This is a genomic window from Streptococcus infantis (assembly GCF_001579645.1).
Lineage (GTDB): Bacteria > Bacillota > Bacilli > Lactobacillales > Streptococcaceae > Streptococcus > Streptococcus infantis_E.
The window spans coordinates 33606-45821 of record NZ_KQ970820.1 but is presented as its reverse complement, the minus strand read 5'-3'; the positions used below and the strand labels follow the sequence as shown (position 1 = coordinate 45821).

Genomic DNA, 12216 nt, shown 5'->3' with positions numbered 1-12216 from the left:
GATAGAAGGCTGCGCTGAGGATGAGGTCTTTAACGATTTCAAAGGAGATCATCCAATTGTAGTCGAAATCTATGCGAAGGTTGAGACCGACAAAGCCGAGAATGGTTTGGATAACAATATAGGCTAAAACGGCAAGAGCTGTACGGTATTCATTAAAGAGTTGTCCGATAGAGATTGCCAAGTAGATGCAAAGGATTCCTGAAATTGTGCTGAGGATATATGAAATCACAGAAAGCCAGAAACTATCCATGTAAAATTTAAAGAGGTATTCGAGAGAAAAGATATCAAGGAAGTTTGCACCAGTCAGAACTAAAATGATATAAATACTCAAGATAAAGACTAATGAGCTCGCCAGAGACCAGATGAAAGCACCCAAAAGTTTGGATAAAATGATTTGGTGCTCAGATACGGGGAGTGTTAGAGTTAGGTATCCCTGACGATCGTAGACACTACCCTTGAAGCGACGAATGATCAAAATCAAGGTTGAAATACTTAAGGTAATGATTAGTCCACCAAAAACTAGAGCCAGAAAAACTAACATAATCATTTGTTGATCAGGTGTATCGATGGATTTTAGGGAACTAGCTTGAACCCCGATAAGGGCAGAAAGAGCCAACACAGCACCATAGAGGGCTAAATACCATTTGTTAACATTTTTAAATTCATAACGAACTAAATTCCAAAACATAATAATCTCCTTTAACTAGGCTTTGAATTCGTGGCGGAAGATTTGGTCGATAGACTCTCCAGACTCATAGCGAATATCATCAACATTTCCTTGACGGACGACTTTTCCATCCTTGAGGAAGATAATCTCATCCAAGATTGGTTCAATATCTGAAATCAAGTGGGTTGAAATCAAGACAGTCGAAGTTGGAGAGTAGTTGTTGATGATGGTGTTCAAGATATAGTCACGAGCTGCGGGGTCGACACCCCCGATTGGTTCATCAAGCACATATAGACGAGCATCACGACTCATGACAAGGATCAACTGAACCTTTTCTTTGTTCCCTTTTGAGAGTTTCTTGAAACGGCTATTTTCATCAATGCCAAGGTCACGAAGAAGACCTTGAGCACGTTCCAGATTAAAATCTTGGTAGAAGGTCTTGAAATAAGTGAGAGCTTCCTTGACCTTCATCTGCTCGTTGAGATAGGTCGTATCAGGCAGATAAGAAACAATCGCTTTAGTTGCTGGGCTTGGTTCCATGCCATTGATAAGGATACGCCCTTCCTCTGGCTGTAGCAAGCCGTTGATTAGTTTAATCAAGGTTGTCTTTCCAGAACCGTTTGGACCAAGGAGACCAACGATTTTTCCAGCTGGAATTTCAAGGGAAACATTTGTAAGAGCAGGGCTTGCTCCATAGGATTTTGACACATTTTCAAATGCTAACAAGGTCATAGTTTAAACTCCTTCAATATAATCTCTCAAAACAGTCGGTAGTTCTTCTTTTTCATAGCCGAATTCTACCATGCCTGTTACAAACTGTTGCAGCTGTTCTTCTGACAGTTGCTTACGGGATTGGAGGATCAAGTCCAAATCCTCTGTGACAAAGCGTCCAGATGTTCGCTTGGTATAGACAAAGCCTTCTCTCTCCAAGTCCGATAGGGCACGCTGGATGGTGTTGGGATTGACACCTGCCTCTCTAGCCAATTCTCTAACGGTTGGAAGCTGTTGATTGGGCTCGAGTTTATGGGAAATAATCTGCAATTTGATTTTCTCCATAATCTGCAAATAAATGGGTTTATTGTTATCAAATGTCCAAGACATCACGATCTCCTTTCTAATCACCTTTGTGTTAATTCAATAATACAACAAAACAAAAAACTTGTCAAGCCAAAAGGAGAATTATTTTGGGAATCTCTTAAAAAATGGTATAATGAAAAGAAAACGACAAGGAGGGAAAGGCATGCGTTGTCCAAAATGTGGCGCTACAAAATCAAGTGTGATCGATAGTCGCCAGGCTGAAGAAGGAAATACAATCAGAAGAAGACGTGAGTGTGAAGAGTGTCAGCATCGTTTTACAACCTATGAACGTGTTGAAGAGAGAACACTAGTTGTGGTCAAAAAAGATGGTACACGGGAACAATTTTCAAGAGATAAAATCTTTAACGGGATTATTCGTTCAGCCCAGAAACGTCCAGTGTCTAGTGATGAGATTGGCATGGTGGTCAATCGCATCGAACAAAAACTCCGTAGTCGCAATGAAAATGAAATTCAGAGTGAGGTTATTGGTTCCTTGGTTATGGAAGAGTTGGCAGAGCTAGATGAGATTACTTATGTCCGTTTTGCCAGTGTTTACCGTAGTTTTAAGGATGTGAGTGAGCTTGAAAGCCTACTCCAGCAGATTACACAATCCTCTAAAAAGAAAAAGGAAAAATAAATGAAGCCAAATGACCGTTTTTCTTTTGTAAAGAATAATCGGGTGTCGCAAGATACCTCATCAATGGTGCAGTGCTACCTCCCGATTATCGGTCAGGAGGCGCTGAGCCTCTATCTTTATGCTGTGACTTTTTGGGATGATGGTCAAAAGGAGCATCTCTTTGCAGCCATGCTCAATCATTTGAATTTTGGGATGGATAGTCTTTTAAAGGCTTTTAAAACTCTGACAGCCATGAAATTGGTGACCCTCTATCAGCAGGGGGAGGCCTATAACTTGTTACTCCATCCTCCCTTATCAACTCAAGAATTTTTACAACATACAGTTTATCGGACCTTGTTAGAAAAAATGATTGGGGATAGTGCGGTTGCAGCCATGAGACAGGCAAGTATTGAGGGAGAGCCTATCTCGGTGGCCTTGAGTCAAATCTTTCCTCAGTTATCTGAGTCTGCGAGTCAAGAAACCTCTAGCAGTCAGCCTGCAGCAGATGATTTTGATTTGGAGCATTTCCGTCAGCTCATGGCTCGTGATGGTCTTCGTTTTCAAGATGAGACTTCGGATGTTTTGGCCTTGTTTGCAATAGCTGATGAGCAGAAATGGACCTGGTTTGAGACTTATCAAGTAGCCAAAGCGACAGCAGTGTCGCAAGTGATTTCTGTCAAACGCATCCGTGAAAAGATAGCGCAAAAGCCTGTGACTTCTGACTTTAGTCCCAAGGAGGCGACCATTATCCGAGAGGCTAAGAAAAAGACAGCCTTGCAGTTCCTTGCTGAGATTAAGCAGACTCGCAAGGGAAGTATTACCCAGACTGAACGAGACCTGCTCCAGCAGATGGCGGCCTTGGGCTTGCTGGATGAAGTAATCAATGTTATCTTGCTCTTGACCTTTAATAAGGTTGATTCGGCCAATATCAATGAAAAATACGCCATGAAGGTGGCTAATGACTACGCCTATCAAAATATCCGTAGTGCCGAGGAGGCAGTTCTCCGTATTCGTGAACGTGGCCAAAAAGCAAAAACGCAAAAGCAGAATCAGACTGCCCCAGCGAAAACCAATGTGCCTAAATGGAGCAATCCTGAATATAAGAATGAAACTAGCGAAGAAACTCGCTTAGAACTAGAACGTAAGAAAAAAGAAATGTTAGCTCGATTAGAAAAAGGAGGAGACTAGATGGAAAGTGTCGGAGACGTACTCAAGCGTCAACCAAGCCGATTTCAGTATCAGGATTTAGTCCAGCAAATTGTGAAGGACCCTGATGTTGCAGCCTTTATCCAGAAAGAATCTCTCAGTCAGGAGGAGTTAAACCGTAGTATTTCCAAGTTTAACCAATACATCACTGAGAGAGATAAGTTCCTCCGAGGAGATACAGACTATATTGCCCGTGGCTACAAGCCTATCCTAGTCATGAACCATGGCTATGCAGATGTTTCTTATGAAGAGACTCCAGAGCTAATTGCAGCGGAAAAAGAAGCAGCGATTAAAAACCGTCTCAAACTAATCAACCTTCCAGCTAGTCTTAAAAAAGCTAGCTTAGCTCAAGTAGACTTGGATGATTTGGGGCGCCTGCCAGTTTTTGAAAAGCTTTTAGCCTTTGTGGAGCAATATCCAGCTATTCGAAAAGGTCTCTACTTATATGGAGACTTTGGTGTGGGTAAAAGTTTTATGGTGGCTGCCCTAGCTCATGATTTGTCAGAAAAACGTGGTGTTTCATCAACGCTCCTCCACTATCCGAGCTTTGTCATCGATGTCAAAAATGCCATCGGTGATGGCAATGTCAAGACCTTGGTGGATGAGATTAAGCTTGCTGAAGTCTTGATTTTGGATGATATTGGTGCCGAGCAATCAACAGCTTGGGTGCGTGACGAGATCCTGCAGGTTATTCTCCAATATCGTATGCAGGAAGATTTACCGACCTTTTTCACCTCCAACTTCAACTTTGAAGATTTGGAGAAGCATTTCGCTAAAGGGAAAAACGGAAATGACGAAACCTGGGAAGCTAGACGCGTCATGGAACGCATTCGTTATTTAGCAGAGGAAACAAGACTTGAAGGAGAAAACCGCCGATGACAGAAACAATCAAAGTAATGAAGGCTCACACTTCAGTGCGTAGATTTAAAGAGCAAGAGATTCCCCAAGCAGACTTGAATGAGATCTTGACAGCTGCCCAAATGGCTTCTTCTTGGAAAAATTTCCAATCCTACTCGGTCATTCTTGTCAGAAGTCAAGAAAAGAAGGACGCCTTATTTGAGCTAGTTCCTCAGGAAGCGATTCGCCAGTCTGCAGCCTTTCTTCTCTTTGTTGGTGATCTAAACCGTGCAGAAAAAGGGTCTCGTCTCCATACGGATATTTTCCAACCTCAAGGGGTGGAAGGACTCCTCATCACTTCAGTAGATGCAGCTCTAGCTGGACAAAATGCCTTGCTTGCGGCAGAAAGCTTGGGCTACGGTGGAGTGATTATCGGTTTGGTGCGTTACAAGTCTGTTGAGTTAGCAGAATTGTTCAAGCTTCCTGACTATACCTATCCAGTCTTTGGGATTGCACTCGGTGTGCCAAATCAACAGCATGATGTAAAACCAAGACTGCCACTAGAGAATGTTGTCTTTGAGGAAGAATACCAAGAGCAGTCAACTGAGGCAATCGAAGCCTATGACCGTGTACAGACTGAATATGCAGGTGCGCGTGCGACTACAACTTGGAGTCAACGTTTGGCAGAGCAATTCGGCAATCCAGAACCAAGCTCGACTCGAGAAAATCTTGAGCAGAAGAAGTTATTGTAGAAAGTGAGAAAACATGGCCTTACCAACTGTTGCCATTGTGGGACGTCCCAATGTTGGGAAATCAACCCTATTTAACCGTATCGCGGGAGAGCGCATCTCAATCGTAGAAGATGTTGAAGGTGTAACGCGAGATCGTATCTATGCCACGGGTGAGTGGCTTAACCGTTCTTTTAGTATGATTGATACTGGGGGGATCGATGATGTCGATGCTCCGTTCATGGAACAAATCAAGCACCAGGCAGAAATTGCCATGGAAGAAGCAGATGTTATCGTCTTTGTCGTGTCTGGTAAAGAAGGAATTACAGATGCGGACGAATATGTTGCCCGTAAACTTTATAAAACTCATAAACCAGTCATCCTAGCCGTTAATAAGGTTGACAATCCAGAGATGCGAAATGATATCTATGATTTCTATGCTCTAGGTTTGGGTGAACCGCTACCGATTTCATCTGTTCATGGTATCGGGACAGGGGATGTGCTGGATGCTATTGTGGAAAATCTCCCACATGAAGTTGAAGAAGAAAATCCAGATGTTATTAAATTCAGCTTGATTGGACGTCCAAATGTTGGAAAATCTAGCTTGATCAATGCCATTTTGGGAGAAGACCGCGTCATTGCCAGCCCTGTAGCTGGTACCACTCGTGATGCTATTGATACCCATTTTACAGATGCTGACGGCCAAGAGTTTACCATGATTGATACGGCTGGTATGCGTAAGTCAGGTAAAGTCTATGAAAATACTGAGAAATACTCGGTTATGCGTGCTATGCGTGCTATTGACCGTTCAGATGTAGTTTTGATGGTCCTTAATGCCGAGGAAGGTATTCGTGAGTATGACAAGCGTATCGCTGGATTTGCCCACGAAGCTGGTAAGGGGATGATTATCGTGGTCAACAAGTGGGATACACTTGAAAAAGACAACCATACTATGAAAAACTGGGAAGAAGATATCCGTGAGCAGTTCCAATATCTACCTTACGCACCGATTATCTTTGTATCTGCTTTGACTAAGCAACGTCTCCACAAACTTCCTGAGATGATCAAGCAAATCAGTGAAAGTCAAAACACACGTATTCCATCAGCTGTCTTGAACGATGTAATCATGGATGCCATTGCCATCAACCCAACACCGACAGACAAAGGAAAACGTCTCAAGATTTTCTATGCGACCCAAGTGGCAACCAAACCACCAACCTTTGTTATCTTTGTCAACGAAGAAGAACTTATGCACTTCTCTTACTTGCGTTTCTTGGAGAATCAAATCCGCAAGGCCTTTGTCTTTGAAGGAACACCGATTCACCTAATCGCGAGAAAACGGAAGTAGTGATTATAAAAAACGATAGAACATCAAGACTTGTTCTACCGATTATCTACCCCATCAAATCATTGGCAAAAGATGTGAACAGGATTTGGTTTGTAGTATATTATTGAAATTGAAAAAGGATGGAATGATTTTCCATCCTTTTTTATAGCGGAATAAATCAATATTCCTAGGGGGACAATATTTATACTCAATGAAAATCAAAGAGCAAACTAGGAAGCGAGCCGCAGGTTGCTCAAAACACTGTTTTGAGGTTGTGGATAGAACTGACGAAGTCAGTAACAAATATACGGCAAGACGAAGCTGACGTGGTTTGAATTTGATTTTCGAAGAGTATTAATCTTTCTTACCTTTTAGTAAGAAGGTAGCCGATAAGGCTAGGCTGAGACTTGCCATAAAGAGGAGAGGGCTAGCTTGTTCACCTGTGGCTGGGAGTTGTTTGTCATTCGTAGAGACCTGATCATTGGCTTCATTACTTTCAACCAATGGTTTTGTGGTTTCTAGGTTTCTTTCTTCCGTATGAGCTGGGACAGGTTTAACAGTTGAGTCTTCTGTCTTGTAAACAATAGCATAGGTGCTCACGTCAAAAGTAATAAACTCAATCATACCGTCTCGAATGGTGAATTCTTGTGGTTTTAATTCATTTGTTGAAGTTAATTGATAGAGTTCTTGAACATCACCTGAAATTGGTAGTCGAACGAGTACAGCACCTTTTGGTTGAACTGGCTGTCCATCTTTATCCTTGAGTTGAAGAGCGTAAGCATCGTATTTCTTGCCCAAGAGTTCTTTGTGTTCAACTTTTTGACTATCGAGGTAGCTTGCGCCTCCTAGTTCAGTTGTTCCACTAATAACTTGAACTTTTGTAGTCTTGTCTTTCAATACTTTGAGTTTAAACTCAGGAACTGTGTTACTTGGCGCAGCTTGACCACTACCTGTCCCGATAGGGCCAGTGTATTCAGGTCTTTCCACCGTAGGCGCCTCCTGTTCCCCAACTGTTCCGACAGGTTTGGTATATTCAGGTCTTTCCGCAGTAGGTGCCTCCTGGTCTCCAGCAGTTCCGATAGGACCAGTGTATTCAGGTCTTTCCGCAGTAGGTGCCTCCTGATCCCCAGCAGTTCCGATAGGACCAGTGTATTCAGGAATTTCCACAGTAGGTGCTTCTTGATCCCCAGCAGTTCCGATAGGACCAGTGTATTCAGGTCTTTCCATGGTAGGTGCTTCCTGATCCCCAACAGTTCCGATAGGACCAGTGTATTCAGGTCTTTCCGAAGTAGGAGCTTCTTGTTCCCCAGCAGTTCCGATAGGACCAGTGTATTCAGGTCTTTCTACAGTAGGCGCTTCCTGCTCCCCAGCAGTTCCGATAGGACCAGTGTATTCAGGTCTTTCCACAGTAGGTGGCTCCTGCTCCCCAGCAGTACCAATAGGATCTGTGTACTCAGGAATGGTTACTACTGGAGCAGGCTCATCCCCTTTACTTGTTTGAATTTTTTCTTCCACTGGACTGGTTTCATCCTTAGGAAATACTGTTACAACAGAGCTGCTGATTGTTTTTCCTTGGATAGCATAAGCTTCTATCGGATTGCCAGCTTTACGATCTGTAGTTTCAGGAATATCCAGTTGTACCTTATTATCCTTGATGGTTAATACCGTTTGTTCGCCAGATGTAACAAGATGGTCGTCATCGACTTTTCTGAGTAGAAGAGGATCTTTGATACCAGGGAAGGTCACAGCAACAGCATCCCAATTACCAGTTGGTAGGGTTAAGGTAACAGTCTTATCTTTGGACTTAATAGGATCAAGGCTTGGACTATCGAGAGACACAGATGGTGCTTTTAAGATATCAAAGGAATCAAGAGAGATTTTCTTTCGCCCTTCTGGAGAATCTGGATCTACTTTCAAAGTTAGGACGTGATCACCATCAGCTAGATTTGTGAATTCGCCAATCAAAGCACCTTTTTCTGTTGCTCCTGGAGTGAAGAAGTCAAGGGCTGGCATCTCTTTGCCATCCAGTGTGACAAGTGCCTTGCCTAGTGATGCTGTTTTTAATCCATAGATTCGGATACCTGTTCCAGAGAATGGGATGGTTGCAGTGGCTTCAGAAGCAAGGCTATCATCAGCGTTTATGTCAGCGTATTTTTCTGTAGAAGCATAGAGTTCTGCATCGCTCCAATCCTTAAACATGGAACCATACTGGATACGAGGGTCACGGTCATCGATTTTCTCAACAGTTGCTCCTTGGCCTGGGAAGACTTTGAAGTAATCGAGAGAAATTTTTGCACGCTCGTTTGTACGTCCTTTGTGCTCGGGCTTAACAGTGATGGTCATGAGGTGAGGGCCTGAAGAAAGATTTGTGTAACGTCCTATTAATACACCTTTTTCAGTTGCTCCTGCTGTATAGAAGTCAAGTTCTCCAACAGATTTGCCATCGATTGTAACGTCAGCAAGTCCCAATTGAGATGACTTGAGTCCGTAGATTTCAATACCAGGTCCATTGAAAGGAATAGTTGCAGTCGCATCCTTATCGGAGTAATTTCCATTTGAGATATCGGCGTATTTCTCTGTTCCACCAAAGAGTTCTGAGTCAGCCCAGTTTCCATAAGCAGAGCCGTACTGGATGCGTTTGTCACGGTCATCCATCAACTCACTGAAGGCATCGATGGAGGCAACGTCTGAAACTGGTGTTGCACGGTCCCCTAGCATAGCCTTAACGGTATAAGTATAGGCATGGCTAGAATCAATCGAGCGATCGATGAAGTGAGTTTGGTTGGTGATAAACTCACGAACGCTAGGAGTTTGACTGTTTTCATCCTTACTTTCTCGTCGGATGACATAATGACTTGCTCCCTCAACTGTGTTAAAGTCGAGTTCAGCTGTGACGGAATCTTTTCGAAGGGCTGATAAGCGAGTCACTCGTCCAGGGAAGTTTTCAAAGGTAATGACATCACCTTTTTGAGTCGCAAGTTGGATACGGTTATCTTTGAGGCGACTAGCTTGAACTTCCTTGCCATTAATCTTGATAATACTAGATTCGATATTTGGATAGTCTACGACTAAGTCTCCACCAACATTAGAAAGGAAAGATAGCGTTTCAAGATTTTTCTCTTTCCATTTCATGCTGACTTCAAAGTTACCACGAGCAACTAAGCCTGAGACTTGACCATCTTTCCATGCATCTGGAAGGGCTGGTAATGGGGCAATGTAGCCGGTGTGAGACTGAAGGAGCATTTCTGCCATACCGCTGGTTGCACCAAAGTTTCCATCAATTTGGAAAGGCGCGTGGGTATCCCAGAGGTTTTCTAGGGTTGAAGATTTGAGCTGTTCTGCCAACAAACGGTGGGCACGATTTCCATCTAGGAGACGGGCCCAGAGGTTGATTTTATTGGCCTTAGACCAACCAGTACCACCATCTCCACGGTGGTTGAGGGTTGCGCGTGCAGCTTCTAGATATTCAGGCTGATCCTTGCCAAATAGAGTACCTGGGAAGAGTCCAACTAGATGAGAAACGTGGCGGTGATGGTTTTCAATGCCTTCGTTGGTGAATTGTGGGCTGTCTTCCTCAAACCACTCCTTGATACGACCATCTTGGTTGATATGAAGTGGTTTGAGCTTGTCAAATTTAGCCTTCACTTCTGTCACTAAGTCTTGATCAACATTGAGATGATTGGCTGCTTCCATATAGTCGTGGAAGAGTTGCCAAACTAGAGACTGGTCGAAGGTATTCCCGATCGTGATAGTTCCATGTTCTGGTGAGTAGGATGGAGAAGAAACCCAGCGGTCACTAGCCTTATCGTAGTGCAAGAAGGAATTCCAGAACTTGGCAGTTTCCTTGAGCATTGGATAAATCTTTTCTTTAAGATAAGTTTCATCCTTGGTGAATTTGTAGTAGTCATAGACGTTTTGCATCATCCAAGCATTGGCAGCAGGAGACCAACCCCAATAATAGTTCCAACCAGGAGTAGTCCAGCCAAATGGTGTCGCCTGAGTATGAACCAGCCAACCATTTTCTTGACCTTCTTTGGACTCGATACCTGCATATTCTTTAGCAGCTATACGGCCATAGTAGCGCATGTCATCAATATAATTGATCATTGGCTTAGCCGTTTCTGCGAGATTGCTCATGTAGGCAGGCCAATAGTTCATCTGAAGGTTGACATTGAGGTGGTAATCTGAGTTCCAAGGTGGATTGTCTACAGCATTCCAGACTCCTTGCAAGTTTGCAGGAAGGGCATCTGTTCGATTACGAGAAGAACTGATGAGGAGATAACGTCCGTATTGGAAGAAGAGTTCCTCTAGCTTTTGGCCTTTTGTTGGATTATAGGTTTGAAGAGCTTCTTTTGTAGTTTGATTAGACTTGCTACCTCCGAGGTTTAATTGAACACGATTGAAAAGACTTTGATAATCCTTGATGTGATTATTTTTCAGAGTTTCATAGTCTTTTGCCTTGGCGGCCTCTACGATAGATTTAACAGTTTTTTCTACATCAATACCCTTGCGATAATTAGTTTTTGGGTTTTGAGCAAAATTAGTCTTGGCACTGAGTAGCAGTGTTGCATAACTTGCTCCTGTAACGGTTAAATAACCATCTTGAGCAGTGACTTGTCCGTCAGTCTTGATACCAAGATAGGAAGCAAATTTCAGACCATTGTCTTTGACAGTTCCTTTGAGCAAAATACCATTAGAATCAGTCGTAACTGCTCCTTGTTTATAATTCGAATATTCCCAGGAGTAGTCTCCATTCGCAATCAAATCTTCAGTCAAGCTATTCCAGAGTGTAAAATCAAGCGTCTTATCTCCCTTTTTAGTCAAATGGGTAACAGTGACGTCATCTGGGTAACTAGAGAAGGTTTCTCGTTTGAAACTTGTCCCATCTTGGGTATAAGAGGTAGTTGTGATAGCTTCAGAAATATCTAAGCCACGATGATAGTCAGTAACATTTTCCAAGCCCTTCTTTTGGTTATTAAAGACCATGAAGATATCACCGAAGGCTAGGTAGCGACCATATTGGGCATTGTTTGGCCCAACCAAATTTCTCTCTGCTAGTTGTTTGGCTTTTTGACGGTCACCGTCTTCTAAGGCCTTACGGATTTCGGCTAAGACTTTGTAGCGGTCCTTGTAGTTTCCACCGTTGTAGTCTTGACTATCTGGCTGTGGGCCTCCAGACCAAAGTGTTTTTTCGTTGTACTGGATTCTTTCTTCACCGATGAGTCCGAAAACCTTGGCCCCCATTTCCCCATTTCCGACTGGGAGGGCTTGTTTTTCCCATCCATCATAGGAAGGAGCAGTTGGTTGGTTGTAATGTAATTCGTAATGTTCTTGCTTGTTCACAGGAAGTTCTGTTTTCTCACTCTCCTTATTGTCAGCAGGGGCGGTAGTAGCACTTGTCTCTGACTGACTACTAGTTTGAGGTAGTTCTGCCTCTGGGGTTGTTTGCTTTTCAGTTGATTTAGCTACAGGCTGAGTCTCTGTGTTAGAAGCAAGAATTTCCTCTAGTTTTGTATCCGGTTTAGCAGAGGTTTCAGTAATTGTTGCCTCACTTTCCGTAATCTCGACACCATCAGCAGCCACACCCTGTGCTGCTAAAAACACAGCTCCAAGTAAAACAGAGGCAGCTCCGACACTTAGCTTGCGGATGCTATACTTACAGGATTTTTCCCAATATCTCTTATCCACAAAATTCTCCTTTCTTAAATCTGTAAGCGCATACATTATCTTTTAAAAAAATAAGTCTTGCAGAAATAGG

Annotated in this window: 8 protein-coding genes and 1 pseudogene; 5 read left to right on the top strand and 4 right to left on the bottom strand. The window is 43.1% G+C overall.

The features are described from left to right. Positions 1 to 75: 75 nt before the first annotated feature. The 3 genes and pseudogenes from SINDD18_RS05700 to SINDD18_RS05690 all read right to left on the bottom strand — a co-directional run. Positions 76 to 688, bottom strand: a pseudogene (locus SINDD18_RS05700) (hypothetical protein); the annotation flags it as partial. Positions 689 to 703: 15 nt separating this feature from the next. After that, positions 704 to 1399, bottom strand: a complete 696-nt coding sequence (locus SINDD18_RS05695; RefSeq protein WP_061863419.1) for an ABC transporter ATP-binding protein — start codon at positions 1397 to 1399, stop codon at positions 704 to 706. A gap of 3 nt (positions 1400 to 1402) precedes the next feature. Next, positions 1403 to 1768, bottom strand: coding sequence for a GntR family transcriptional regulator (locus SINDD18_RS05690; protein WP_061863418.1), 366 nt, complete (start codon positions 1766 to 1768; stop codon positions 1403 to 1405). Between the two features lie 139 nt (positions 1769 to 1907). Between SINDD18_RS05690 and nrdR the strand changes: the two genes are divergently transcribed. From nrdR to der, 5 genes are read left to right on the top strand one after another with little or no spacing between them, the layout of a single operon-like run. Next, on the top strand, positions 1908 to 2381 hold the full coding sequence (gene nrdR / locus SINDD18_RS05685) for a transcriptional regulator NrdR (RefSeq protein ID WP_001203674.1): 474 nt from the start codon (positions 1908 to 1910) through the stop codon (positions 2379 to 2381). Next, positions 2382 to 3548, top strand: a complete 1167-nt coding sequence (locus tag SINDD18_RS05680; RefSeq protein WP_061863417.1) for a DnaD domain protein — start codon at positions 2382 to 2384, stop codon at positions 3546 to 3548. It begins immediately after the preceding gene. Continuing rightward, positions 3549 to 4445 (top strand): primosomal protein DnaI, encoded by an 897-nt coding sequence (gene dnaI / locus SINDD18_RS05675; RefSeq protein WP_049549027.1) that lies wholly within the window; start codon positions 3549 to 3551, stop codon positions 4443 to 4445. Further along, complete coding sequence (locus SINDD18_RS05670) at positions 4442 to 5155, top strand: NADPH-dependent oxidoreductase (protein ID WP_061863416.1); 714 nt, start codon at positions 4442 to 4444, stop codon at positions 5153 to 5155. Before dnaI ends, SINDD18_RS05670 begins: the two co-directional genes overlap by 4 nt. 13 nt (positions 5156 to 5168) lie before the next feature. Beyond that, a complete protein-coding gene (gene der / locus SINDD18_RS05665) occupies positions 5169 to 6479 on the top strand; it encodes a ribosome biogenesis GTPase Der (RefSeq protein WP_045762664.1) in 1311 nt (436 codons plus the stop codon). 333 nt (positions 6480 to 6812) lie between these two features. Here der and SINDD18_RS10505 read toward each other — a convergent pair whose 3' ends face one another. Beyond that, complete coding sequence (locus SINDD18_RS10505) at positions 6813 to 12146, bottom strand: SIALI-17 repeat-containing surface protein (RefSeq protein ID WP_081108271.1); 5334 nt, start codon at positions 12144 to 12146, stop codon at positions 6813 to 6815. Positions 12147 to 12216 lie beyond the last annotated feature (70 nt).

Coding starts and splice junctions, on each gene's coding strand:
- nrdR (WP_001203674.1), top strand. CDS start 1,908: ATGCGTTGTCCAAAATGTGGCGCTACAAAATCAAGTGTGATCGATAGT.
- der (WP_045762664.1), top strand. CDS start 5,169: ATGGCCTTACCAACTGTTGCCATTGTGGGACGTCCCAATGTTGGGAAA.
- SINDD18_RS05680 (WP_061863417.1), top strand. CDS start 2,382: ATGAAGCCAAATGACCGTTTTTCTTTTGTAAAGAATAATCGGGTGTCG.
- SINDD18_RS05690 (WP_061863418.1), bottom strand. CDS start 1,768: ATGTCTTGGACATTTGATAACAATAAACCCATTTATTTGCAGATTATG.
- dnaI (WP_049549027.1), top strand. CDS start 3,549: ATGGAAAGTGTCGGAGACGTACTCAAGCGTCAACCAAGCCGATTTCAG.
- SINDD18_RS05695 (WP_061863419.1), bottom strand. CDS start 1,399: ATGACCTTGTTAGCATTTGAAAATGTGTCAAAATCCTATGGAGCAAGC.
- SINDD18_RS05670 (WP_061863416.1), top strand. CDS start 4,442: ATGACAGAAACAATCAAAGTAATGAAGGCTCACACTTCAGTGCGTAGA.